Below are 24,085 nucleotides of genomic sequence, written 5' to 3'. Positions count from 1 at the left end.
TCGACGGGAGCAGGGCCCCGGGAGGTCAGCGGAGGATGGTGGCGAGGATCACCGCCTCGGCGAGGGTGTCGGCGGTGGGATGGGCGGTGGCGCGGAGGGCGGCGGGGTCGGAGAGGCCGCCGGTGTAGAGGACGCAGCGGGCGCCGACGCTCTCCGCGGCGTCGGCGTCGTCGACCGAGTCGCCGATGAGCACCACCGAGTCGCCGGCCAGCCCCAGCTCGGCCAGGTGTTTCTCCAGCCACTGCGCCTTGTGCCCCCCGCCGACCGTGGCGCGCAGCCCGTCCACCCGGTCGAAGTGCGGGGTCAGGCCGTAGGTGTGCACGGTCGGCACCAGCTCGTCGTGGAACCACATGGACAGCAGCGACTGGCTGCCCGGCCAGGCGGCGATCGCCGCCAGCGCGTCGTCGGCCAGCCCGCAGCTGGTCAGCCCGGCCCGGTAAGCGTCGTGGAAGATCCGGTCGAGCGCGCCGAACGCCTCGGCGTCGACCGCCCGCCCCAGCATCTCGGCGTAGTAGTCGACGATCGGCCGACGGAAGCGCACCCGGTGCTCCTCGGCGGTCACCGACGGGCCGCCGACGCTGGCGAAGGCCACGTTGGTGGCCTCCACCACCAGGCTGAGGTCGTTGAGCAGGGTGCCGTTCCAGTCCCACACCAGGTGGTCGCGCGCAGGGGTCATCGCAGCACAATAAGCCCGGTCACAGCTGCGGGGTGGTCAGGTCCCGCAGCAGCCGCTCCTCCTCGACCCGCCAGTAGCCGTGCTCCTTGCCGTCGAGCAGCACCACCGGCAGCCGGTCGCCGTACTCCCGCTCCAGCTCGACGTCGCCGGTGACGTCCTTCTCCACCCACCGGTCGCCGGTGACCGCCACCACCCGGTCCAGCGCGGCCTTGGCGTCCTCGCAGAGGTGGCAGCCGGGCCGGGTGATCAGGGCGAGCCGGGCGTCACTGGACATCGGGGACCTCCGCGCGTCGGGGCCGGGGCGGCGCCGCCGGGGACGGCGCCGACCGCAGCTGGGTCTTGCGTACCTTCCCGATCACCGAGTACGGCAGCTCGTCGACGAACTCGACGGCGGTCGGGCACTTGAACCGGGCCAGGTTACGCGCGCAGTGGGCGAGCAGTTCCTCGCGGGTGACCGGATGCCCCGGCGCCGGCACCACGTACGCCCGCACAGTCTCGCCCGTGCGCGGGTGCGGCGTACCCAGGACGGCCGAGCCGGCCACCCCCGGGTGCGCGTCGAGCACCAGCTCGACCTCGCGCGGGTAGACGTTGAAGCCGTTGACCAGGATCAGCTCGCCCAGCCGGTCGACCAGGAAGAGGTCCCCGTCGTCGTCGGCGTAGGCGACGTCGCCGGTGGCCCACCAGCCGTCCGCGTCCGGGCCGTCCCGGCCGTCCGGCCAGTAGCCGGCGAACAGGTTCGCCCCGCGTACCACGATCTCGCCGGGGTCGGTGCCGGGCGAGGAGTCGACGAGCCAGGGGTCGTCGTCGGGGTCGTCGTCCGGCTCTGCGACGCCGTCCCGCCACAGGTCGCCCCCGTCGCCGCCGACCAGGCGCAGCTCGACGCCGGGCAGCGGCCGGCCGATCGACCCGGGCTTCGGCTCGCCGCCGACCAGGGTGGAGGTGAGCACCGGGGCGGTCTCGGTCAGCCCGTACCCGACGTGGACCGGACGGCCGGTGACCTCGGTGAAGCGCGCCGCGGTGGCCGGGTCGAGCGGCGCCGCGCCGCAGACCGCGACCCGGACCGACGCCATGGCCGCGGCGACCGCGCCGGCGTCCGCCGTGGACCAGGCGAGAAACATCGACGGTACGCCGACCAGCACGCTGACCCGGTGCCGGGCGATCTCGTCGAGCGCGCAGCCCGGGCCGGGCTCGTCGACGAGCACCCCGGTCGCGCCATGGTGGACCACCGCCCCCAGCCCCGAGTTCAACCCGTACGCGTGGAACAGCGGCAACGCGAGCAGCACGGTGTCGCCGGGGCCGACCACCGGCGGACAGATCCGGCCCACCTGGTCCTGGTTCGCGGCCAGCGCCCGGTGCGGCAGCATCGCGCCCTTGGGCCGCCCCTCGGTGCCGGAGGTGTAGAGCAGCACCGCGAGGTCGCCGCCGGACCGCGCCGGTGGCTCCCCCGCCTCCTCGGGCAGGGTGGTGTGCACGGCGGTGAGCGCCGGCAGCTCGTCGGCGAGACCGGCGACCCGGTCCCGGACGGCCTCGGTGCCGCAGAGCAGCGTCGCGCCGGAGTCGGCGAGCACGTGCCGCAGCTCCCGGGCGGTGAGGCCCGGGTTGACCGGCACCGCGACCAGCCCGGCGCGCAGCGTGGCCAGGTAGGCGACCACGAAGTCCGGCGTGTTCGGCCACGCGATCGCCACCCGCGCGGGCGGGTCGGCCGAGCCGGCCGGCACCGCGCGGGCCAGGGCGCGGGCCACGGCGGTCACCCGGGCATCCAGTTCGGACCAGGTCAGGGTCACCTCGCGCCAGTGCAACGCGGGGCGGTCACCGTGGTCGGCGGCCGCGCGGCGGAGCCGGTCGGCGAGGTCGGGCGCGGAGCTGTCGGAGGCGTCCTGCACGGTCGCTGAGTCTGGCACAACGGCACCCCGGCGGACCATGCCCGCGGCCCGGACGCGCCGCCCACCTGCGACACGCCGACACGCCGATGGCCGGGGTATTTCGACTCCGACCAGGACTTTCCACTCGGGATCAAGTCACGACGTGAAAGTCAACCGCACACGACGGACAACCGGTCCGCCATCGGTGCGACGCGGGGGGAAATACTTCGGCCCTGTGTAACGGACTTGCCACGCGTGGGTGACGTTGGCCCTATCATCACTCGGGTCGGCTCACCCCATTTGCCGTGAGTCGACACCCCTCAGCCCGAGGAGGCCCCCGTGCCTGTGAGCGCATTGGACCAGCACCTCAAGGGGGTCTGCCGTACGCCGGCACACCCCGACCCGGCCGTGCCCGCCCGGGGCAGACCCGACGCCACGGCAACCCGTCGCCGTCCCGCCCGGCCGGCCGCGGAGCGGACCGGGGAGGCACGGTGACCACCTTCGGCTACGCGGAACGGCCCGCCGGCCTGACCGGCCCGACACCCCGGACGTCGCCCAACGAGCGGCTGGACCCGGGCCTCGGCTCCGATCGGCTGCGCAACCGGCACAACGAGGCCCCGGCCCGGCCGGCCGTACCCGGTGGCAACGCGAAACCGGCCGGTGGCCGGATCGCGTCGCCGGCCCGCCCCACCATGCCGGCGCAGAGCCGGCGGGTCGGCGAGCCGCCCGCGGTGGCCGACCCGTCCGGCGCCGAGACCGCGGTGCTGCCGGCCGTGCCCGCCGCCGACACCGCCGTCCTGCCCGCGGTCCCGGCGACCCCGACGCCGGCCACCGGCTTCCCCAGCCGGCCCGACCCGTCCGACCCGGCCATCGAGGTCTGGGCGCTGGTGGAACGCGCGCAGGCCGGCGAGGCCGAGGCGTTCGGCCTGATCTACGACCGGTACGTCGACACCGTCTTCCGCTTCGTCTACTTCCGGGTCGGCAACCGCCAACTGGCGGAGGACCTCACCTCGGACACGTTCCTCCGGGCCCTCAAGCGGATCGGCAGCTTCACCTGGCAGGGCCGCGACCTCGGCGCCTGGCTGGTCACCATCGCCCGCAACCTGGTGGCGGACCACTTCAAGTCCGGCCGCTACCGGCTGGAGGTCGCCACCGGCGACGTGCTCGACGCCGACCGGGAGGACCGGGGCCCGGAGGGCAGCCCGGAGGCGGCGGTGGTCGAGCACATCACCAACGTCGCGCTGCTCACCGCGGTCAAGCAGCTCAACCCGGAGCAGCAGGAGTGCATCGTGCTCCGCTTCCTCCAGGGCTTCTCGGTGGCCGAGACGGCCCGCGCGATGGGCAAGAACGAGGGTGCGATCAAGGCCCTTCAATACCGCGCCGTCCGTGCCCTCGCCCGCCTGCTCCCGGACGGTTTCCGGCCCTGATCTCCCGGTGACGACGATCACTCTTCGTGATTTCGGCTGCGGCCGCCCCGTAACCCGTGCCCGGCGCGGACCGTTTCTCCGGGTGCGACCGGTGGTTGCCCCGGCGCCCCCGGACCGATCCGGTCCGAGCAGCGCGGCCGGCCAACACCTTCGTCCGTCGGCGTACGCCGCCGCCGGTCGCTGGGAACCACCGCGGCCGACCGGCCGTGATCAGCGAGAGGGGGTGCCTGCGGTGGACAGTGACCTCTTCTCCCGTCGTCGGGCCGCACGTTTCGCACAGCTTCTCGACGAGGCGAACGGCGCCCGGCGTCACCACGTCCGGTCCCGCGCCGACGACCAGCTCACCGCCCTGGTGGCGGTCGGCCAGCGGCTCGTCGCCGAGCGGCCGGCCGTCGAGGTCGACGCCAAGTTCCGCACCGGGCTCCGCGCCATGCTGGTGGCGACCGCGGAGCGGCAGGGCATGGACGCGGCGGCCGGGACCACACCGGCCGGCGGGACCGAGGCCGCCGCGCGCGGCTCGCTGCTGGGCGCGGTGACCGCGCGGCAGGTCCGCGCCCGGGGTGCCATCCTGGTCGGCATCGCCGCCGGCGCCGTCGCCGTGTCGGGCATCTCCGCCGCCAGCGAGGACGCGGTCCCCGGCGACGCGCTGTACGGCATGAAGCGCTCCACCGAACGCGCCCAGCTCGCCCTGGCCAGCTCGGACCTCAGCCGGGGCCAGCTCTTCCTCGATTTCGCCCGCACCCGGCTGAACGAGGCCGGTGCGCTCCGCGGCGACCTGGCCGGGTTCGGCGCGGTGATGGACGACATGGACGCCGACACCCGGCAGGGCGTACGGCTGCTCACCACCACCGCCGCCCAGCGCTCCGACCCGGCCGGGCTGGACGCGGTGAACACCTTCGTGACCGGGCAGCGGAAGGCGGTCGGTGGGCTGCTCGACGGGGCCACCCGCGCCGAGCGGGACCGGACCCGGCGCTCGCTGGCCCTGCTGGACGCGATCCACACGCGCTCCGAGGCGCTGCGCGACGCCATCGCCTGCGGCCTGCCCGCGCCGGTCGGCAGCGACGCCCTCGGCCCGGCGCCGACCGCCTGCCCGAGCGACCGCTGAGCGGCGAGGCCGTTCACGCCACAGTTGCGCATTCGGGCGATCGCCCGTGACCGACCCCCGACTAGGCTCAGGGGCGCAGGCACTCGCGGTCGTCGAGGGAGGGAGGTCGCATGGCCCGCACCCGCAAGGTCACGGTCAGCACCGACGTCCACGGGCACACCGCCGGGTGGGCCGACGCGGAGGCCGACCCACCCGTCCCCGGAAAGCCCGACCCCACTGCCGCGGCCTTCTTCGACGTGGACAACACGATGATGCAGGGCGCGTCGATCTACTGGTTCGCCCGCGGGCTCGCCGCCCGCAAGTACTTCACCACCGGCGACCTGGCCCGGTTCGCCTGGCAGCAGGCCCGGTTCCGGCTGCTGGCCACCGAGAACGCCGTCGACATGTCCCAGGCCAAGGAGGCCGCGCTGGCCTTCATCGAGGGCTGGCGGGTGGACGAGATCGAACGGCTCGCCGAGGAGATCTTCGACGAGCTGATGGCCCCCCGGATCTGGGCCGGTACCCGCCGACTCGCCCAGCGGCACCTCGATGCCGGCGAGCGGGTCTGGCTGGTCAGCGCCGCCCCGGTGGAGATCGGCCGGGTGATCGCCACCCGACTCGGCCTGACCGGCGCGATCGGTACGGTGGCCGAGGTGGTCGACGGCGCGTACACCGGCCGGCTGGTCGGCGACCTGATGCACGGTCCGACCAAGGCGGACGCGGTCGGCCAGCTCGCCGCGGTCGAGGGGCTGGACCTCAGCCGCTGCGCGGCCTACAGCGACTCGGCCAACGACCTGCCGATGCTCACCGCGGTCGGGCGGGCGGTGGCGATCAACCCGGACGCGGCACTGCTGCGGCAGGCACGCGAGCGGGGCTGGGAGGTCCGGGACTTCCGCACCGGGCGCCGGGCGATCAAGATCGCCGTACCGTCGACCGCCGCGGCCGGGCTGCTCGCCGGCGCGGTCAGCGCCGGCCTGGCCCTGCACCGCCGCCGCCGCATGCCGTAAGCCCGCCGTCCGGTGGCCCAGCGACCTGCAACGGTCAGGGGCCGAACGGGTCGGGGCGGCGTTCCAGCAGCTTGTGCAGGGTGTGCTGGATGGTCTCGCGGACCTGGTCGGCGAGGTTGAACACGACCAGCGGGTCGTCGGCGGAGTCGGTGGGGTGCGCCGTCGGGATCGGCGGGCAGAACTCGATCAGCCACTTGCTCGGCAGCGGCACCATGCCCAGCGGCCCCAGCCACGGGAAGGTCGGCGTGACGGGGAAGTACGGGAGTTTGAGCAGCCGCGCGAGCGGCTTGATGTCGGCGAGCATCGGGTAGGTCTCCTCGCCGCCGACGATGGCGACCGGCACGATCGGAGTGCCGGTGCGCAGCGCCGCCGAGACGAAGCCGCCCCGGCCGAAGCGTTGCAGCTTGTAGCGGTCGGAGTAGAGCTTGCCGACGCCCTTGAAACCCTCGGGGAAGACCCCGACCAGTTCCCCGTTGCCGAGCAGCCGTTCCGCGTCCGGGTTGCAGGCGACCGTGCCCCCGGTCTTGCGGGCGATCTCGGAGACGACCGGCATCCGGAAGACCAGGTCGGCGCCGAGCAGCCGCAGGTAGCGGCGCGCCGGGTGCTGGTCGTGCAGCGCGGTGGAGAGGATCAGCGCGTCCAGCGCCACCGTGCCGGAGTGGTTGCCGACGACCAGGCCCGCCCCGTCGGCCGGCACGTGTTCCAGCCCGGTGACCTCGGTGCGGAACCAGTCCCGGTAGAGCAGCCGCAGCAGGGGGTGGAAGACCGAATCGGTCAGGTCCGGGTCGAAGCCGAACTCGTCGACCTCGTACTCGCCGGAGAGCCGCCGGCGCAGGAAGGTCAGGCCGGCCGCGACCTTGCGGTCCCACTGGTCTCCCGGCCGGTCCGGCACCGCCGGCCCGACCGGCGCGGTCGCCGGGACCCACCCGGCCTCGTCCGCGTCACCGCCGGTCGACCGGTCCCGCGCCCCGGTGCCCGGCTCGTCGGTGCCGGACGGGGTCGACCCCTCGGGAGCGGACGGGACCGGCTCGTCGGTGGCTGAGGTGTCCGGCTCGTCCAGGGCCGCCGGATCCGGGGCGGCGGCCGGGGTGGGCCGGTGCCCGTTGCGCCGCGCCGGCTGCGCGTCCGGTCCGGTCACGGCCAGCGGTACGTCGTACCGGCCGTCGGGGCGCTCCTCCGATCGACTCACGACCGGTCCCGGACGGCGGACCGCACCTGCCGGATGCTCTCCAGCACCAGCTGCTCGGCGGCGGCCAGGGTGTCCCGGGTGACCACCACCCCGCCGTGGTGGGCGTGGATGAAGTCCTCGAAGGCGGCGGCGGTGGAGCGCGGGGTGAAGCCGTACTCCCGCTCCAGCCGGCCGGTGTCGACCACCCGACCGTGCACGAAGAGGTCGACCTGGTCGAGGCCGTACCGGCCGAAGCCGAGGTTGCGGGCGAGCGCGGCGGCCCCGGACAGGCCGGGCTCCAGCACCGGTACGGCGACCCGACCGGCCCGGCGGATCGCCTGGGAGAGCGAGAGCACCCCCGGCCCGGCGACGTTGTAGGTGCCCGGGTGGTCCTCGGCGATGGAGCGGTGCAGCACCTCGAGGGCGTCGTCGAAGTGCACGAACTGCAACCGTGGGTCGCGCCCGAAGACGGTGGGCACCACCGGCTGGGAGAAGTAGCGGGTGAGCGTGGTGTCGGCGGTGGAGCCGATGAACGGCGCGAAGCGCAGCACCGTCGCGGTGACGTCGGGACGGCGGCGGCGGAACCCGCGGACGTACCCCTCGATGTCGAGGATGTCGCGGCCGAAACCGCCGCGTGGCACCTCGCGCGGCTCGGTCTCCTCGGTGAAGACCGCCGGGTCGCGGAAGGACGCGCCGTACGCGGCGGTCGAGGAGCGGACCACCAGCTTGCGCAGCCGCGGCGCCCGCTGGCAGGCGGCGAGCAGCTGCATGGTGCCGATGACGTTCTGCTCCTTCATCGCCGCCCGGCCGCCGTGCTGCGGGTCGAGGGCGCTGACCAGGGCGAGGTGCACCACGACATCGACGTCGAGGTCGGCGAGGAGCCCGCCGAGCGAGCCGAGGTCGAGCCGGATCCGCTCGACCCGGTCGAGCAGGTCGGTGAACTCGGGGCCGGGGGTGGCCGGGTCGACGCCGATCACCCGCTCGATGCGCGGGTCGGCGGCGAGCCGGGCGGCGACGTGCGCGCCGAGGTACCGGCCGACCCCGGTCACGACGACGACCCCCGGAGCACCTGGGGTGCCACCGGGGGTCATCTCGCACGCCCTGACCGGCAGGCGGGATCGAGCCGGGACATCCGCGGCCTGATCACCTGAGCCTCCGAGGGTCGACAGTTGGCAAGTGGTGCCGGTGCCGGGCCGTGGGCCCGGCACCGGTCACTTGCCGAGACGGCGACGCTGGACGCGGGTCTTGCGCAGCAGCTTGCGGTGCTTCTTCTTAGCCATGCGCTTGCGGCGCTTCTTGACCACCGAGCCCATACGACAGCCTTTCAATGCAAACGTGCGGGGCGGATCAGGGGCGCCATATCGGTGGCGCCGGTGACCGCTTGCGGACAACGGACCGGACCAGTTTGGTGGCGTCGGGGCTCACCGGCGAGGGTCACGATCGGGTCCAGGGTAGCGGGAGTGCGTCAGCAGGACCAACGCGCCCCCGTCGATGCCCGTTACGTCGCACTCGGCGGACCGCCTCGGGGCGGGTCAGGCGGTCTCCTGAAACGCGCCCCGGAGATAGTCGTGCACCGCGTGCTCGGGCACCCGGAACGACCGGCCGACCCGTACCGCGGTGAGCTCACCGCTGTGCACCAGGCGGTAGACCGTCATCTTGGACACCCGCATGACCGACGCCACCTCGGCGACGGTCAGGAACTTGACATCCGACAGCCGACCGTCGGACTGCGACCCGGCCATGGCTCACCCGACCCATCCCATGCCCGGCACGTGCCGAGCGACCGGAGCTTCCGTCCGGGCCGGCAACGCGCGTGTTACCAGTACGGTAGCGGGGCCGCTGTGACCGGCGCGATCCCTTCGTACAACTGATCATGCAGGGGCCGCCGTTCACCCGACCGTGACCTGCCGTTTCACCCCCGTACGCGCCGCCCGTCCCATTCCCCGGACCGGTGGCAACGCAGCCCCGCGGCGGCCGGCGGACACGGCGGGCGGGCTCACTCGGCGCGGAGGGCGACCACCGGGTCGAGCCGGCCGGCCCGCTGCGCCGGCACCACGCCGAAGACGATGCCCACCGCCGCCGACACCCCGAACGCCAGCGCCAGCGACCACCAGGTGATCGCGGCCGGGATCGGCGAGAAGGCGTCCACCAGCAGCGCGGCGCCCACGCCGAGCGCCATCCCGGTCAGCCCGCCGAGCGCGGTGAGCAGCACCGCCTCCAGCAGGAACTGCACGCCGATGTCGCGGGGGCGGGCGCCGACGGCCTTGCGCAGGCCGATCTCCCGGGTCCGTTCGCGCACGGAGACCAGCATGATGTTGGAGACGCCCACCCCGCCGACCAGCAGCGAGATGCCGGCGATGGCGGCGAGCACGCCGGTGAGCACCCCGAGGATGTCGCCGAGCACGCCGAGGATCTGCTGCTGGGTGACAGCGCTGAACTCGGTGTCCGGGTGCCGGCGGGACAACTCGGCGACGATCCGGTCCCCCAGCTCGCCGATCCGCTCCCGGTCCGGGGCCTTGACCGCGATGCCGTCCACCCGCTGGGTGCCCCAGAGCCGCTGCGCCGCGGTGACCGGCACGTGCACCTCGTCGTCCCGGTCGACGCCGAGGCTCTGCCCGAGCGGGGCGAAGACGCCGATCACCCGGAACCGGACGCCGGCGAGCGCGACCTGCTGGCCGAGCGGGTCCCGGTCGGGAAAGAGCGCGCGGGCGACCGACGCGCCGAGCACGGCCACCCGCCGGCTGGTGTCCACGTCGGCGCCGGTGAGGTAGCGGCCCCGGGCGAGCGAGCGGGTGAAGACCGCCGGGGTGGTCTCCAGCACCCCCTGCACGGTGGTGAAGTCCGAGCGGTTGCCGGCCCGGGCCGTCGCGCCGGAGGCGACGGTGACCGCCACCCGGCCGGGGTCGCCGACCACCCGGGAGACCGCGTCGACGTCGGCGAGGGTCAGCGGGGAGACCACCGGGGCGGTGCCCACCTCGATCCGGCCCGGCACCACCAGCAGCAGGTTGGAGCCGAGCCCTTCGACCTGCTGTTCGACCTTCTGCTTCGTACCGGTGCCGATGGCCACCAGCAGCACCACGGACGCCACCCCGATGATCACGCCGAGCATGGTCAGCGCGCTGCGCATCCGGTTGGCCCGCAGCGCGTCCAGCGCCACCCGCCACGCCTCGGCGACCCTCACGACGCCCCTCCGGCCCGCTCGCCGCCCGCCCGGTCCGCGGTACACCCGTCGGCCGCCGGATCGCGCGGAAGGCGTCCGGTGGCTCCGGCGGCGCCGCCGGAGCCACCGGACGGGTGCCCCGGGCCGCTTCCGGACGCGGACCGGGGCTCCGCGCTGGGAGCGTCCCCCAGTGTGTCAGGTCCGTCCGCGCCCCCGGACGGCGGTCGATCATGAACGGTCGAGGCGGTGTCGGAGACCACCGCCCCGTCGCGCATCGCGATCCGCCGCCGGGCCCGGGCCGCCACCTCGTTGTCGTGGGTCACCAGCACCAGGGCCACTCCGGACTCGGCGTTGAGCTGCTCCAGCAGGGCCAGCACCGCCTGGCCGGTCACGGTGTCCAGGTTGCCGGTCGGCTCGTCGGCGAGCAGCACCGTCGGATCGGTGACCAGCGCCCGGGCGATCGCCACCCGCTGCTGCTCCCCGCCGGAGAGCTGGTTGGGACGGTGGTGCAGCCGGTGCCCAAGGCCGACCCGGCCGAGCATCGCCGCCGCCCGCTCGCGCCGCTGCCGGGCCCCGACGCCGCGGTAGACCAGCGGCAGCGCCACGTTGTCCACCGCCGACGTCCGCGGCAGCAGGTGGAACGCCTGGAAGACGAAGCCGATGGTCTCGTTGCGCAGCGCCGCCAGCTCCGCCGCCGAGCGGGTGCCCACGTCCCGGCCACCGATGACCAGGCGTCCGCCGGAGGGCTGGTCCAACCCGCCGAGCAGGTGCATCAGCGTCGACTTGCCGGAGCCGGACGGTCCGACCACGGCCACGTAGTCCCCCGGCGCCACGGTCAGCGACACGCCGCGCAGCGCCGGCACGGTGACACCGTCGAGCTGGTACGTCCGGGAGACGTCCACCGCCTCGATCGCCGCCGGGCCGCTCACGGGTTGGCCTTCGTTCGCGACTGCGCGGCTCGCAGAACTGGCTCACTCCTCGCGCTCACCGGACTTCCTGGCCCTCGCGGACCTGGTCGGTGCCGCGCACCACGACCCGGTCACCGGCCCGCACCCCGTCGAGGATCTGCACGAGGTCCTGCCCCTGCACGCCCACCGTCACCGGCGCCCGGTCCGCCTTCCCGTCGCGGACCAGCCAGACAACGTCCCGCCCGTCTGCGGAGAAGACCGCCGAGGCGGGGACGGTGACCGCGTCGGCGGCCTCGCGTACCCGCAGGTGCACCACGGCGCTCATGCCGGGGCGGGGCGCCGGGGCGGCCTCGCCCTCGCCGAGCCGGCCGGGGCCGAGGGCGAGCCGCACCCGGTAGGTGACGCCGCCCCGGGCGGAGCTGGTGGGCAACACGTCGACCGAGCGGACGGTCGCGTCGTACGTGGCGCCGCTGACCGCGTCCAACTCGACGGTGGCGACCAGGCCGGGGCGGACCAGCAGCACGTCGGTCTCGTCGACCTCGGCGAGCAGGCCGAGCGCGCCGGTGTCCACGATGGTCAGCACGGGCGTGCCGGCGGTGACCCGGCCACCAGCGGGCACCGTGTCGTCCACGCCCGGCGGTGGGCCGGACCGGGACGGGGTGAGCGCCGACGGGTCGATCCCGGCGGGCACCTGACCGCCGCCGAGCAGGGCGGACAGGTCCGTGCCGCCGCCGGCCGGGGTGCCGCCGGGCTGCACGACCCCCCCGATCGGGGCGCGCAGGGTCAGCGCGTCGACGGTCGCCTTCGCCAGGTCGTACGCCTGGCGGGCCTGGAGCCGTTGCGCGGTCGACAGCGCGCCGACCGCCGAATTGAGGCCGGCGACGCCCCGCTGCACCGAGCGGACGGCCTGGTCGGCGGTGCGCGCGGCGGCGGCGTACTGCTGCTGGGCGGAGGTCACCTGGGCGAGCAGCGCGTCCCGTACCTTCGGGTCGGCAATCTTCCCGGCCGCGTCCCGGGCGGCGTCGAACGCCTCGTCGGCGGCCTTGTCGGTGCCGCGACGGCGGGTGCCCAGGTCGCCCACGCCGACGCCCCGGCCGGACCGGTCGGCGGCCCGGAGGGCGTCGCGGGCCTGGCGGAGGCGCTCCTGGGCGGACGGTGAGCTGATCACCGCGAGCACCTGACCGCGCTTGACCTGTTGGCCGGGCTGGACGCGGAGGCTGGTGAGGGTGCCGTCGGCGGGTGCGGTGAGGGTGGCCGCGGCGCGGGCGGTGACGGTGGCCGGCGCGTCGATCACCTCGGCAACGGCGGCCCGGCTGGCCGGGGCCAGCGCGACTGTGGACTCGTCGTCCCCGCAGGAGGCGGCGGTGGTGCCGGTGAGGACGACGACGGCGAGCAGGGCGGTGAGCAGGCGGGGCCGCGTGGCTACGGGGGGCCCCGGCGGATCGGAGCGGCGCACGGGCCAACCCTAGCCGGGCGTCGATGCGCCGCCGAACGGCCGGCCGGCTGCCCGACCCGTTCGGCCAGCGCGGCGACGAGTCCGGCGGCCACCGTCACCTGACGGTCGCCCGGACGTAGCCGACGCACTCGTCGTGCAGGGCCGTCCAGGGATCACCGAGGACCTGCTCGGACGCGTCGTCCAGCGACCGCCGGTCGTGCACCACGGCCCGGAAGAAGTCGAGCATCCGCTGCTCGCCGTACCGGTCGACGAGGTGGCGGACGGCCAGGTAGCCGACGCCGTAGCTGCCCCCCACCTGGTCGGCCGGGGCGGCGTCGGCCGGGGCGAGGGCGTCCAGCCGGCCGTTCCACCCACCGGCGACCAGCTCTGCGGCCTCGTCCAGCCCCTCGTAGCGGCTCACCTGCGCCCCGTCGGCGCCGGCGTACTCGGCCAGCCCCTCCACCAGCCACCAGGTCTGCTTGCCGGGGTGACCCCGGTCGGGCAGCGAGGCGGCGTGGGTCAGCTCGTGCCGCAGCAGCTCACCGGCACCGGCCGCGGGCAGCGCGTCGGCGTTCAGTACCACCTCGTGGTGGCCGCCGCCGACGGTCACCGCGTACCCGGCGGTCCACTTCGGCCGTCCGCCGCCGTACCAGCGCCGCCACTCCGCGCGGCCGGCGTAGAAGATCTGGTAGTGGCCCGGCGGCGGGCCGGCGACCGCGTACCGGTCGGCGACCTTCGCCGCGGCCTCGGCGTCGGCGAGCAGGCCGGGCAGCTTCCCGCGCAGCGCCGGGGTGGTGGCCACCGTGGTGCGCGGGCCGACGGCGACGGCCAGCTCACTGACCTCCCAGGGCCGGACGCCGGCCTGCGCGGAGCGGGACTCCTCGACGGCGAGCAGCAGCGGCGCCGCACCGCCCGCCCGCCAGCGGGTGCCGACCAGGACCGGGCTGGGCGCGCAGTCCGGCGCCAGGAAGCAGTACCGGAAGGTGACCAGCTGCCGCCACTCCCCCGCCCGCCCGGCGACCGGGGTGGGCAGCCCTCCCGGCTCGGCCCGCCACACCGTCACCCGCAGCGCGCGCAGCGCGGCGAAGCGGCGGCTCAGGTCGGCGCGGGCGGCGGGGTCCGCGACGGCGAGGAACCCGGACCGGTCCCCGTCGAGCAGGGCGCCGGCCTGCCGGTCGAGCTGGGCGGAGAGCTGGTCGCCCACCCGCCGGGCGGTCGCCGTGGCCGGATCGCCCCGCCCGGCGGCGGGGCGGTCCGCCGCGGCGCGGTCGGCGGCCCCCCGGTCGGCGGTGCGGTGGGGCAGGCCGGCCAGCAGCGCCGCCGACACACCGCAGGTCAGCACCGCCAGGACCACCGCGAGCGCCGTCCAGAGCGGCCACCGGGGGCGCGGGCGCGGCTCGTCCACCCCGTCAGTCACCGGCGAAGGGTACGACCAATCGGGCGATCCGGCCAGAGCCACCCCGCGCGTCGAGGCGGCGGGTGACGCTGGTCGCGCACGGAGCCGACCCGGGCCGGCGAGCGTGGGCGGCGGGCTGGCTTTCGGCCCGACCCGGGACCGGACGGGCCGGGACCGGACAGGCCAGGACCGGACAGGCCAGGACCGGACAGGCCAGGACCGGACAGGCCAGGACCGGACGTGGTGCTGGCGTCCTTTGGAGCTGATGACGTGAACGAATCAGCCCCGGACCGCAGCGACAACGAATCGGCCGTACACCGCAGCGACGCGGTGGGAAGGCACCAATGGCAGTGGAAAGGCGCCGAGCAGTGGGAACGCGCCGATAGCAGTGGCTGGCTGGTGGCGGCGGTCGATGTCCGGCGGCGGCGACCATGCCCGGCGACGGGCGCGTGAAGCGGTGCGGGCGAGGCAGCTCTGCTTTCCCGCAGGACCGACTGAATCGTTTACGACATCAGCTCGAAAGGACCGGAACACCACAGGTGGGCACGGCAGCCGGAGGGCCCCCGGCCCCGGCCCCGGCAACGGCAACGCAGCGGCGGGGACCGAGGCCGGACCGGTCGTCCGGCTCGGCCGCGCGGCAGGGCAGGGATCAGACCGGGTCGCCCGCGAGGCGGAGCAGGACGCTGTCCGCCACCCACAGCACCACCAGCAGAACCGCCGGCACCGGCCGGCCGGCCAGCGCGAGCAGCACGCCGCCGGTAACGAAGCAGGCCGCCTGGGCGGCGTACTTGGCGGCGGCCGGGAGCGGCACGGTGGCCCGGGGCGAGCAGAAGGTCCCCCACACGACCGCGATCAGCAGGGGCGCGCCGAGCCCGGCGAGCAGCCGCACCGGCAGGCCGGCGTCGAGGGTGAACCCCCACCAGCCGGCGGCGACGAGCGCCGCCAGCTCCAGCAGGAAGGCGAACGCCAGCAGCACGACCGTCATCACGACCTCCCCGGTTCGGGCCAGTCCCGCAACGCGATGTCCAGGGCGGCCACCAGTTGATCGAAGGAACGGTCGATCTCCCGAGGCATCCCGAATCCGCCCGCCGCCTCCAGGGTCACGAACCCGTGCACGGCGCTGCGGAAGATCCGGGCCGCGTCGACCGCGTCGTCGCCGGTCAGGCCGTACCCCCGCAGGATCGCGTAGACGGCGTCGAGCGCCCGCCGGCCGGCCTCGACGTGCTCGGGGTCGCTCGCGTCGGGCACCTGCTGGGCCGCGGAATAACGGCCGGGGTGCCGGCGGCCGTATCCCCGCCAGGCATCGGCGACCGCGCGCAGCGCGTCTCGACCGGCCCGCCCGGCGGTCGCCGAGGTCATCTCGGCCGCCAGTTCGGCGACAGCCAGCGCGGCCAGCTTCTGGCTCAACGCAGCGGCGCCCTTGACGTGCTTGTAGAGGCTGGGCAGCGCGACGCCGAGCCGGCCGGCCAGCGCGGCCAGGGTCAGCCGCTCGTAGCCGACCTCGTCGGCGAGGCGGGCCGCCTCGCGGACCACCGTCGACGGAGTGAGCCCGGCCCTAGGCACGGGAGGTCACCGTCAGGAACTCGACCAGCTGGGCGGCGGTGGCCGCCGGCTGGTCGGCGTGCGGGTAGTGGCCGGAGTCGGCGATCATGCGGGCCTCGGCGGTGGCGAAGAGCCGGCGGGCGGCGCGCGCCTCGGCTCCCGGGTCGGTGAAGTCGGGGTCCTTCGCGCCCATCAGCACCAGCACCGGCTGCCGCACGTCGGCCGCCCGGGCCGTCCAGTGCGGGGCGACCGGCGCGATCACCCCACGGACCGCCGCCATCCGGCCGCGCAGACCGGCGACCAACTCCTTGCGGTACGCGGCGTCGTCGGCGGGCCGGTCACCGGGAAAGAGCGTCCTGTGGAACATGCCGAACAGCCGGGGGCTGCGCAGCACCGCCGCCTGGGCGAGCCGCATCGCCGGGTTGGGCCTGGGCTCGGCGACGAACGCGCCGATCTGCACGATGCCGTTGACCAGCTCGGGCGCGTCGCCGGCGGCGAAGACCACGGCCGCCGCGCTGGACGAGCTGCCGACCAGGGTGGCCGGGCCGCCGAGGGTACGCACCACGGCCAGCAGGTCGGCGCCGACCTCGGCCGGGGCGTACGACGGCCAGTGCGCGCTGGAGTCGCCGTGCCCTCGGACGTCCACCGAGGCCACCCGGTAGCCGGCCTCGACCAGCAGCGGGATCAGGTGACGGAAGGACCGCCGGTTCTCCCCCATGCCGTGCGAGAGGACCACCAGCGGCCCCTGGCCGTGCACCTCGTACGCGATGGTGCCGCCGTCCCGCCGCACTTGGCTAATCGTCATAGCCAGAAAGCTAATGCCATTAGCTTCGTTGGTCAAGGGCGGGACTTGGCCTGAGTCACTTCCTGGAGACCAGGGCCCGGCCGAAGAACATCAGGTTCGCGGGGCGCTCGGCGAGCCGGCGCATCAGGTAGCCGTACCAGTCCTCGCCATAGGGCAGGTAGGTGCGCACGGTGTAGCCCTCGCCGACCAGCCGGGCCTGCTCCTCCGGGCGGATGCCGTACAGCATCTGGAACTCGAAGCGGTCCGGACCGCGGTCGAACCAGCGGGCCCGGTCCTCGCCGATGGCGATCAGGCGCGGGTCGTGGGTGGCCAGCATCGGGAAGCCGTCCCCGGACATCAGCACGTTCAGGCAGCGGACGTACGACTTGTCCACCTCGCGGGCCGACTGGTACGCCACCGACTCCGGCTCCTTGTACGCGCCCTTGCAGAGCCGTACCCGGGATCCGGCCCCGGCCAGCTCGCGGCAGTCCGACTCGGTCCGCCGCAGGTACGCCTGGAGCACCGCGCCGGTCGACGGGTAGTCCTTGCGCAGGTTGGCCAGCACGCTCAGGGTCGAGTCGGTGGTGGTGTGGTCCTCCATGTCGAGGGTGACCGTGGTGCCCGCCTCGTCGGCCGCCGCGCAGATCGCCCGGGCGTTGTCGTACGCCAACTGCTCGTCGAACTTCTGGCCCAGCGCGGAGAGCTTCACGCTGACCTCGGCGGCCGGGGTGAGCCCGGCGGCGGAGAGCAGCTTCAGCAGTTTGAGGTACTCGTCGCGGGTGGCGTTGGCCTGTTCGGGGGTGACGGTGTCCTCGCCGAGATTGTCGAGGGTGACCGCGAGGCCGTCAGCGACGAGTTCGCGGGTCGCGCGCAACGCATCGTCGGTACCGGCGCCGGCGACGAACCGGCGGACGACGTCCCGGGTGAACGGGGCCGTCGCGATGAGCCGCTCGACCTGGGATGACCGGGAGGCGGCGAGGATGACGGAACGGAGCATGAGCCGAGCGTAACGCCCGTGCGTCGGGCTCCGCCGGGGGGCGGCCGGGCCGCCGGGACCACCGGTGGCAGGCGTCCCAACAGCATCACGAGCATCGTCCGGGGGCGACGGAAGTGGTGTCGATCAGCTACAACGATGCCGTGGATCGACACCCCCGCCGACGGCTCCGGTCGGCCTCCGTGCAGCTCGGCGCGCTCACCGCCCTGGCGCTCGCCCTCTCCGGCTGCAACCTGACCTCCGACGACGACGATGACGACTGCGCCCTCGGCCCGAGCGGCGGCGGGGACACGGTCGCGCTGGCGATGCGGGTCCCGGCCGTCGCCATTGGCGCGGGCAGCGCCGAGCCCCGGCCGGTGGCCGCGGCCCTGCCCGAGCGCGGCGGCTTCGGCACGCACCTCGCCTCCTGCGGCGGCTGAGGTGCGGCGCGAGGCGGCCACCCCCCGGCCGGACTGGGACGCCACCATCCGCGCGCAGGGCCTGGTGTACGTCGACACCGAGCTGCCCGGCGGCGGGACCATGTCGTACTGGGACGAGACGGCCGCGTACGCCTTCGACCTCGACGAGGTGCTGCGGTTGGAGGAGGCGACGGAGGAACTGCACCGGATGTCGGTGGCCGCGGCCGAGCACGTCGTCGCCCGCGGCCGGTACGCCGAGTTCGGCATCCCGGCCTGGGCCGCGGAGGCGGTCGCCCGGTCGTTGCGCGAGCGGCCGCCGACCCTCTACGGCCGCTTCGACCTCTGGTACGACGGCAGCTGGCCGCCGAAGCTGCTGGAGTACAACGCCGACACCCCCACCGCCCTGGTCGAGGCGAGCATCATCCAGTGGTACTGGCTGGAGCAGACGCACCCGGACGCCGACCAGTGGAACAGCCTGCACGAGCGCCTGGTGGGCGCCTGGGCCAAGATCGGCGCCGGCCTGCACGACAGGCGGGTGCACGTGGCCTGGTCGAACGAGGAGGAGTCCGGCGAGGACCAGATCACCGCCGGGTACCTGGCCGAGACCGCCCGCCAGGCCGGGCTGGACGTCACGCTGCTGCCGATCCAGCACGTCGGCTGGGACGGCCGGCGCTTCGTCGACGCGGACGACCGGCCGGTGACCACCTGCTTCAAGCTCTACCCGTGGGAGTGGATGCTGGCCGAGCCGTACGGGCCGGCGGCGCTGGAGCCGGGCACCCCGACCACCTGGATCGAGCCGGCCTGGAAGCTGCTGCTGTCCAACAAGGCGCTGCTCGCCGTGCTCTGGGAGTTGTACCCGGGCCACGAGTACCTGCTGCCGGCGTACCTGGACTCGCCGCGCGGGATGCCGGAGTACGTGGCGAAGCCGCTGCTCGGCCGGGAGGGCGCAGCGGTGCGGATCGTCACCGGCGACACCGAGATCACCAATCCGGGCAGCTACGGCGACGAGGGCTTCTGCTACCAGGAGTTCCGGGCGCTGCCGGAGTTCGCCGGCCACCGTACGGTGCTGGGGAGCTGGATCGTGGACGGCGAGGCGGCCGGCGTCGGCGTCCGGGAGAGCGCAAGCCTCATCACCGATGGTTACGCGCGGTTCCTTCCGCACTACATCGACGCGCCGCGCACCCCGTGAGTCGTCTACCGTTGGTGTCGTGAACTTCGACGCGTACGCCCGGACCGGCGTTGATCTCGTCAACGCCCGTTTGGACGACCTCGACGACCTGCGAGCCCTTTTCCCGGACGACAACGCGTGGATGCGCGACGAGGTCGCCGACCGGGACCTGACGATCTTCCGGCGGGCGCAGAAGCGCCTGCGTGACGTGTTCGAGTACGGCACCTCGGGGCGGGACATCCAGGCGGTGGCCGAGCTGAACGCCCTGCTGGAGGCGTTCCCGGTGCAGCCGCGGATCTCCGGCCACGACTCCAGCGACTGGCACATGCACGTGACCAGCCGGGGTGCGTCGGTGAGCGCGGAATACCTGGCCGGCGCGGTCTGGGGCCTGTCGGTCTGGCTCTGCGAGTACGGCAGCGCCCGGTTCGGGGTCTGCGCGGACGAGCGCTGCGGCAACGTCTACCTGGACACCTCGTCCAACTGCTGCCGCCGGTTCTGCTCCGAGCGCTGCGCCACCCGCTCCCACGTGGCCGCCCACCGCGCCCGCAAGCGGGCCGCCGTCGGCGACCAACTCTCCGTGCCGGTCCAGGCCGACTCCCTCACCCCCGCCCGCTGACCCACCCCGGCGGGTGGGGTCAGGCGTCGATCGGGGAGGGGGCGGTCAGGTGGGCGCGGGCGAAGGCCAGGGCCTCGCGGAGGTCGGCCTCGCGGACGGGGCGGCTCTTCGCGCCCCGGGTGGTCACCTCGACGGCGACGGAGCCGGTGAAGCCCCGGCCGGCCAGCGAGCGCAGCAGCTCGGCGCAGGGCTGGCTGCCGCGCCCGGGCACCAGGTGCTCGTCGCGTCCCCCGCCGGTGCCGTCGCCGAGGTGCACGTGCGCCAGGCGGTCGCCCATCCGGTCCGCCATGGCCAACGAGTCGGTGTGCGAGGCGGCGCAGTGCGACAGGTCGAGGGTGTAGGAGGCGTACCCGCTCTCGGTGGGGTCCCAGCCCGGCACGTACGGCACGAACTGCCGGCCGGCCATCCGCACCGGGTACATGTTCTCCACCGGGAAGCGCAGGTCCGGGTACTCGCGGGCGATCGCGTCGAGACCGTCCGCGAAGGTGCGCGCGTAGTCCCGCTGCCAGGTGAACGGCGGGTGCACCACCACCGTCGGCGCTTCCAGGGTCGAGGCCAGCTCCGCCGACCTGCGCAGCCGCTCCCAGGGGTCGGGGCTCCACACCCGCTGGGTCACCAGCAGGCACGGCGCGTGCACCGAGAGGACCGGCACGCCGTAGTGCTCGGAGAGGCCGCGCAGCGCGCCGGCGTCCTGGCTCACTGCGTCGGTCCAGACCATCACCTCTACGCCGTCGTAGCCGAGCGCCGCAGCCAGCTGGAACGCCGCCGCGGTCCGCTCAGGGAAGACCGAGGAAGTGGACAGGAGCACCGGGACACGGAAAGTCACAACCCTCAGGTTAGCCCGACCGGTCACCACGCTTCAGGACGAGCGGCGTCAAATGGCGCAGAACGGCCGACGCGGATCACATCGGCTCGAGCTGATCCAACCGTCTGAGGATGACGCCCTCTCGCAGTGCCCACGGGCAGACGTCCAGCGACGGGACGTCCAGGCGGCGCATCACCGCCTCCGCCACCACCGCCCCGCCGAGCAGCTGGTGCGCTCGCCCCGCGCTGACCCCCTCCAGCTCGGCCAGTTGGGCCGGCGGGATGTGCCGGATGAAGCCGAGCACCTGCCGCAGCCCGGTACGGGTGAGGCTGCGCCGGGCCCAGAGCCCGGCGCCGGAGGGCGCCGCGCCGGCCAGGCGGGCCAGCATCCGGAAGGTCTTGGAGGTGGCGACGGGGCGTTCCCAGCCCACCCCGGCCAGCTTCTCCACCACCGGGTCGAGCAGCGCGTCGACGTACTCCCGCAGCTCCTGCACGGTTGCGGCGGACGGCGGCACCTGCCCGGCCGGGTCCACCCGCAGCCGCTCCCGGCTCAACCGCCCCGCCCCGAGCGGCAGGGAGACCGCGACGTCCGGGTCCTCGTCGATGCCGGCCGCCAGCTCCAGCGAGCCACCGCCGATGTCCATCACCAGCAGCCGCCCGGCCGACCAGCCGAACCACCGCCGGACCGCGAGGAAGGTCATCCGCGCCTCGTCCGCGCCGGAGAGCACCTCCAGCCGTACGCCGGTCTCGTCGCGGACCCGGGCCAGCACGTCGGCGGCGTTGGTGGCGTCGCGCACCGCGGAGGTGGCGAAGGCGAGCAGGTCGTCGACGGCCAGCCCGATGGCGGCGGTACGCGCCATGCTGACCGCCTTGACCAGGCCGTCGGCGCCCTCCTCGGTCAGCGCGCCGTCCGGGCCGATCTGCTCGGCCAGCCGGAGCACCACCTTCTCCGAGTGCGCCGGCCAGGGGTGCGCCCCGTGGTGGGCGTCGACCACCAGCAGGTGCACCGTGTTGGACCCGACGTCGAGGACACCCATCCGCATGCTGTCGACCCTAGGGCCAACCGGTTTTCGTGGCTCGCCGGCCGGTGCCGGTCACCCCGCGTACGCTGGTCGGGGTGACGAGCCAGGTGGAACTGCACGTGCTGGTGGACGACCCGGGCGACCCGCGCAGCCGTGAGGTGGAGCTGGACTTCCCCCGCGAGTGGATCGAGTTCGTCGACCCGGCCGACGAGCGGCACCTGGTCCGGGCCGACCTGACCTGGCTGCTCTCCCGGTGGACCTGCGTCTTCGGCAAGGGCTGCCATGGCATCATCGCCGGCCGGGCCGCCGACGGCTGCTGCTCGCACGGCGCGTTCTTCACCGACTCCGACGACGAGAAGCGGGTCCGGGCCGCGGTCAAGCGGCTCACCCCGCAGACCTGGCAGCACTTCCGCCGGGGCTTCAAGAACTGGACCGAGAGCGACACGATCGACGGCAAGAATCCGGCCCGGCGCACCGCCACCCGCGAGGTCGACGCGCCGTGCGTGTTCCTCAACGACGCCGACTTCCCCGGCGGTGGCGGCTGCGCCCTGCACGGCCAGGCGCTGCGCGACGGGGTGCACCCGCTGGACTACAAGCCGGACGTCTGCTGGCAGTTGCCGATCCGCCGGGACCAGGAGTGGAGCAAGCGGCCCGACAACACCAAGGTGCTGGTCTCCACGCTGACCGAGTTCGACCGGCGGGGCTGGGGCGCCGGCGGGCACGACCTGGACTGGTGGTGCACCTCGTCCACCGACGCGCACGTCGGCACCGAACCGATGTACGTCTCGTACGGCCCGGAACTGACCGCGCTGATCGGCGCGCCCGCGTACGCGAAGCTGGCGGAGCTGTGCGGGGCGCGGCTGCGCCAGGGCCAGGTCGCCCCGCACCCGGCCAGCGAGAGCTGACCGCCGGCGCTACTCCCGCGCGTCGGCCGGCAGGACGACCACGCCGTCTTCGTCGCTGTGCACCTCGGCCCCGGGCGTGAAGACGCAGTTGCCGAACGACACCGGCACGTCCCGCTCGCCGGCTCCCGTCTTTGCGCTCTTGCGCGGGTTGGCGCCGAGCGCCTTGATGCCGATCGGCAGGGCGGCCAGCGCGGTGACGTCCCGGACCGCACCGTTGATCACCACCCCCGCCCAGCCGTTCTGCACCGCGCTGCCGGCGATCAGGTCGCCCATCAGGGCGGTGTGCACCGATCCACCGCCGTCCACCACCAGCACCCGGCCCTCCCCCGGCTCGGCGAGGATCGACTTGACCAGGGCGTTGTCCTCGAAGCAGCGCACCGTGACGGCCGGCCCCGCGAAGGCGCGCACGGCGCCGAACTGGCGCAGCTGGGTGTCGCACGTGCCGAGCACGTCGCCGTGCCGGTCGTATAGGTCGGCGGTGGAAGTCAGCATGGTTCTTCCCTCTCTGGTTCGGCCGCCGGATCGGCGGGCGGGGTCTGGTGCAGGCCGGTCGCGGCGGCGGCCGCGCCGGCCAGGCCGGCGGCGGTGCAGGCGAGCACGCCCGCCGCACCGGCACCGGCGGCGAGCGCACCGGCGGCGCTCGGGATGATCACCTGGCCGAGCCGGTTGCCGGTGAGCCGCAGCGACATCGCCCGGCCGCGCAGCCCGGACGGGGCGGACTCGGCCAGGAACGACATGGTCAGTGGTTGCCCGGCGCCCAGGCCCAGCCCGGAGACCGTGACCACCACGGCCATCGCCCAGAGCGGCAGGGGCGGCAGCAGCAGCCCGAGACCGGCGGCGGAGAGCGCGACGGTGCCGACCAGCAGCCGGCGCCGGCCGACGGCGGCGACCAGCCGGCCGAGCAGCAGCCGCGAGGCCATCGACGCGACCGCCCGCAACCCCAGCAGTACGCCGATGGAGCCGGCGGCGATGCCCCGCTCGGCGCCGAGGGCGGGCAGGTAGACCAGGGTGATGTCGACCGCCGCCAGGACGACGCAGCTGACCGCGAGGGCGCGCACCAGTCCGGGCTGGCGGAGCAGGCCGGCCAGTCCGCCGGCGGCCGGCCCGGCCGCCTGCCGGTGGTGCCCCGACGGGCGGAGGAACACGGCGGCGACCAGCAGCGGCAGGGTGAGCGCGGCGGCGCCGAGGAAGATCGCCCCGGTGTCCGGGATCGGGCGGTCCCCGCCGAAGGCCACGATCAGGCCGGGACCGAACGCCTGGCCGAGCGAGGCGGCGAAGGTGTAGTAGCCGAACGCCGCGTCGTACCGGTCCGCCGGGGTGCGGTTGGCGACCAGCGCCTGCTGGCCCACCACCGCGCAGAGGTGACCGGTGCCCAGGACCATGCTGGCCACGACCAGGCCGGCGACCGAGTCGGCGAAGAGCACGAAGCAGGCGCCGGCGGCGACGAGCAGACCCGACCCGGCCAGCACGATCCGGCGCTCGCCGAACCGGTCGACCGCGTGGCCGGAGGGCACGGCCAGCACCAGCGGCACGGCGGCGAAGCTGGCCCCGAGCACGCCGAGCCAGGCCGCCGGCACGTCCAGGTCCAACGCCTGGTACGCGGACGCCGGGCGCAGCATGAAGGTGACCGCCTGCACCACGACGGTGTGCGTGAGCAGCAGGCCCGTCTGGGTACGTGCGGGGACCCCGGTCAGCCCGGGGCCCCCGTGGACGGCGCCGGACATCCCAC

26 protein-coding genes are annotated in these 24,085 nt (G+C 74.7%); 7 read left to right on the top strand and 19 right to left on the bottom strand.

The window, feature by feature from the left end; genetic code table 11:
- Nucleotides 1-25: 25 nt before the first annotated feature.
- The 3 genes from ABZ807_RS01355 to ABZ807_RS01345 are packed head-to-tail and all read right to left on the bottom strand — an operon-like array spanning nt 26 to nt 2,598.
- Complete coding sequence (locus ABZ807_RS01355) at nt 26-676, bottom strand: HAD hydrolase-like protein (protein ID WP_357151295.1); 651 nt, start codon at nt 674-676, stop codon at nt 26-28.
- 19 nt (nt 677-695) lie between these two features.
- The gene (locus tag ABZ807_RS01350) at nt 696-950 is read right to left on the bottom strand and encodes a glutaredoxin family protein (RefSeq protein ID WP_357151293.1); all 255 of its coding nucleotides are present in this window, start codon (nt 948-950) and stop codon (nt 696-698) included.
- The gene (locus tag ABZ807_RS01345; protein ID WP_357151291.1) at nt 940-2,598 is read right to left on the bottom strand and encodes an AMP-binding protein; all 1,659 of its coding nucleotides are present in this window, start codon (nt 2,596-2,598) and stop codon (nt 940-942) included. Before ABZ807_RS01345 ends, ABZ807_RS01350 begins: the two co-directional genes overlap by 11 nt.
- Before the next feature lie 431 nt (nt 2,599-3,029).
- On the opposite strand from ABZ807_RS01345, the gene ABZ807_RS01340 reads away from it, so the two are divergent.
- From ABZ807_RS01340 to ABZ807_RS01330, 3 genes are all read left to right on the top strand, one after another.
- Nucleotides 3,030-3,965 (top strand): ECF subfamily RNA polymerase sigma factor, BldN family, encoded by a 936-nt coding sequence (locus tag ABZ807_RS01340; protein ID WP_357151289.1) that lies wholly within the window; start codon nt 3,030-3,032, stop codon nt 3,963-3,965.
- 232 nt (nt 3,966-4,197) lie between these two features.
- On the top strand, nt 4,198-5,070 hold the full coding sequence (locus tag ABZ807_RS01335; RefSeq protein ID WP_357151287.1) for a DUF5667 domain-containing protein: 873 nt from the start codon (nt 4,198-4,200) through the stop codon (nt 5,068-5,070).
- Nucleotides 5,071-5,180: 110 nt separating this feature from the next.
- Nucleotides 5,181-6,056 carry an HAD-IB family hydrolase gene (locus ABZ807_RS01330; protein ID WP_357151285.1) on the top strand — a complete coding sequence of 292 codons (876 nt, stop codon included), beginning with the start codon at nt 5,181-5,183 and terminating at the stop codon, nt 6,054-6,056.
- Nucleotides 6,057-6,090: 34 nt separating this feature from the next.
- Here ABZ807_RS01330 and ABZ807_RS01325 read toward each other — a convergent pair whose 3' ends face one another.
- From ABZ807_RS01325 to ABZ807_RS01270, 12 genes are all read right to left on the bottom strand, one after another.
- Nucleotides 6,091-6,948 carry a lysophospholipid acyltransferase family protein gene (locus ABZ807_RS01325; RefSeq protein WP_357151484.1) on the bottom strand — a complete coding sequence of 286 codons (858 nt, stop codon included), beginning with the start codon at nt 6,946-6,948 and terminating at the stop codon, nt 6,091-6,093.
- 293 nt (nt 6,949-7,241) lie between these two features.
- Nucleotides 7,242-8,315, bottom strand: coding sequence for an NAD-dependent epimerase/dehydratase family protein (locus ABZ807_RS01320; protein WP_357151283.1), 1,074 nt, complete (start codon nt 8,313-8,315; stop codon nt 7,242-7,244).
- Between the two features lie 120 nt (nt 8,316-8,435).
- Complete coding sequence (locus ABZ807_RS01315; RefSeq protein ID WP_007465623.1) at nt 8,436-8,537, bottom strand: AURKAIP1/COX24 domain-containing protein; 102 nt, start codon at nt 8,535-8,537, stop codon at nt 8,436-8,438.
- Between the two features lie 219 nt (nt 8,538-8,756).
- The gene (locus ABZ807_RS01310) at nt 8,757-8,966 is read right to left on the bottom strand and encodes a helix-turn-helix domain-containing protein (protein WP_088960133.1); all 210 of its coding nucleotides are present in this window, start codon (nt 8,964-8,966) and stop codon (nt 8,757-8,759) included.
- A gap of 254 nt (nt 8,967-9,220) precedes the next feature.
- Nucleotides 9,221-10,405 (bottom strand): ABC transporter permease, encoded by a 1,185-nt coding sequence (locus ABZ807_RS01305; protein WP_357151281.1) that lies wholly within the window; start codon nt 10,403-10,405, stop codon nt 9,221-9,223.
- On the bottom strand, nt 10,402-11,313 hold the full coding sequence (locus ABZ807_RS01300; RefSeq protein ID WP_357151279.1) for an ABC transporter ATP-binding protein: 912 nt from the start codon (nt 11,311-11,313) through the stop codon (nt 10,402-10,404). The genes ABZ807_RS01305 and ABZ807_RS01300 overlap by 4 nt, the downstream gene beginning before the upstream one ends.
- 55 nt (nt 11,314-11,368) lie before the next feature.
- Nucleotides 11,369-12,748, bottom strand: a complete 1,380-nt coding sequence (locus ABZ807_RS01295; RefSeq protein WP_357151277.1) for an efflux RND transporter periplasmic adaptor subunit — start codon at nt 12,746-12,748, stop codon at nt 11,369-11,371.
- Nucleotides 12,749-12,842: 94 nt separating this feature from the next.
- On the bottom strand, nt 12,843-14,144 hold the full coding sequence (locus ABZ807_RS01290; RefSeq protein ID WP_357151276.1) for a hypothetical protein: 1,302 nt from the start codon (nt 14,142-14,144) through the stop codon (nt 12,843-12,845).
- A gap of 628 nt (nt 14,145-14,772) precedes the next feature.
- On the bottom strand, nt 14,773-15,108 hold the full coding sequence (locus ABZ807_RS01285; RefSeq protein ID WP_357151274.1) for a YrdB family protein: 336 nt from the start codon (nt 15,106-15,108) through the stop codon (nt 14,773-14,775).
- The gene (locus ABZ807_RS01280) at nt 15,108-15,686 is read right to left on the bottom strand and encodes a WHG domain-containing protein (RefSeq protein ID WP_357151272.1); all 579 of its coding nucleotides are present in this window, start codon (nt 15,684-15,686) and stop codon (nt 15,108-15,110) included. Before ABZ807_RS01280 ends, ABZ807_RS01285 begins: the two co-directional genes overlap by 1 nt.
- A complete protein-coding gene (locus ABZ807_RS01275; RefSeq protein WP_357151270.1) occupies nt 15,679-16,470 on the bottom strand; it encodes an alpha/beta hydrolase in 792 nt (263 codons plus the stop codon). Before ABZ807_RS01275 ends, ABZ807_RS01280 begins: the two co-directional genes overlap by 8 nt.
- Before the next feature lie 55 nt (nt 16,471-16,525).
- Nucleotides 16,526-17,446, bottom strand: a complete 921-nt coding sequence (locus ABZ807_RS01270) for a proline dehydrogenase family protein (protein ID WP_357151268.1) — start codon at nt 17,444-17,446, stop codon at nt 16,526-16,528.
- Between the two features lie 140 nt (nt 17,447-17,586).
- Between ABZ807_RS01270 and ABZ807_RS01265 the strand changes: the two genes are divergently transcribed.
- Genes ABZ807_RS01265 through ABZ807_RS01255 form a run of 3 tightly spaced genes read left to right on the top strand, consistent with a single transcriptional unit; the run spans nt 17,587 to nt 19,625 of the window.
- On the top strand, nt 17,587-17,862 hold the full coding sequence (locus tag ABZ807_RS01265) for a hypothetical protein (protein ID WP_357151266.1): 276 nt from the start codon (nt 17,587-17,589) through the stop codon (nt 17,860-17,862).
- 1 nt (nt 17,863) lies between these two features.
- On the top strand, nt 17,864-19,030 hold the full coding sequence (locus tag ABZ807_RS01260; protein WP_357151264.1) for a glutathionylspermidine synthase family protein: 1,167 nt from the start codon (nt 17,864-17,866) through the stop codon (nt 19,028-19,030).
- A gap of 19 nt (nt 19,031-19,049) precedes the next feature.
- Nucleotides 19,050-19,625: a CGNR zinc finger domain-containing protein gene (locus ABZ807_RS01255; RefSeq protein ID WP_357151262.1), complete on the top strand. Its 576-nt coding sequence runs from the start codon at nt 19,050-19,052 to the stop codon at nt 19,623-19,625.
- Nucleotides 19,626-19,644: 19 nt separating this feature from the next.
- On the opposite strand, the gene ABZ807_RS01250 is transcribed toward ABZ807_RS01255, so the two are convergent.
- Together ABZ807_RS01250 and ABZ807_RS01245 are read right to left on the bottom strand one after the other, a co-directional pair.
- The gene (locus ABZ807_RS01250; protein ID WP_357151260.1) at nt 19,645-20,451 is read right to left on the bottom strand and encodes a sugar phosphate isomerase/epimerase; all 807 of its coding nucleotides are present in this window, start codon (nt 20,449-20,451) and stop codon (nt 19,645-19,647) included.
- A gap of 76 nt (nt 20,452-20,527) precedes the next feature.
- A complete protein-coding gene (locus ABZ807_RS01245) occupies nt 20,528-21,472 on the bottom strand; it encodes a Ppx/GppA phosphatase family protein (RefSeq protein WP_357151258.1) in 945 nt (314 codons plus the stop codon).
- Nucleotides 21,473-21,546: 74 nt separating this feature from the next.
- Between ABZ807_RS01245 and ABZ807_RS01240 the strand changes: the two genes are divergently transcribed.
- Nucleotides 21,547-22,356 carry a hypothetical protein gene (locus tag ABZ807_RS01240; RefSeq protein WP_357151256.1) on the top strand — a complete coding sequence of 270 codons (810 nt, stop codon included), beginning with the start codon at nt 21,547-21,549 and terminating at the stop codon, nt 22,354-22,356.
- 9 nt (nt 22,357-22,365) lie between these two features.
- On the opposite strand, the gene rraA is transcribed toward ABZ807_RS01240, so the two are convergent.
- Nucleotides 22,366-22,848 (bottom strand): ribonuclease E activity regulator RraA, encoded by a 483-nt coding sequence (gene rraA, locus ABZ807_RS01235; protein WP_357151254.1) that lies wholly within the window; start codon nt 22,846-22,848, stop codon nt 22,366-22,368.
- Entirely contained in the window at nt 22,842-24,080 is a 1,239-nt protein-coding gene (locus ABZ807_RS01230; RefSeq protein ID WP_357151252.1) for an MFS transporter, read from the bottom strand. Before ABZ807_RS01230 ends, rraA begins: the two co-directional genes overlap by 7 nt.
- Nucleotides 24,081-24,085: the final 5 nt, after the last annotated feature.

It is taken from the genome of Micromonospora sp. NPDC047548 (genome assembly GCF_040642975.1).
Lineage (GTDB): Bacteria > Actinomycetota > Actinomycetes > Mycobacteriales > Micromonosporaceae > Micromonospora.
The sequence above is the reverse complement of the archived record's forward strand: the minus strand, read 5'-3'. Positions and strand labels throughout refer to the sequence as shown.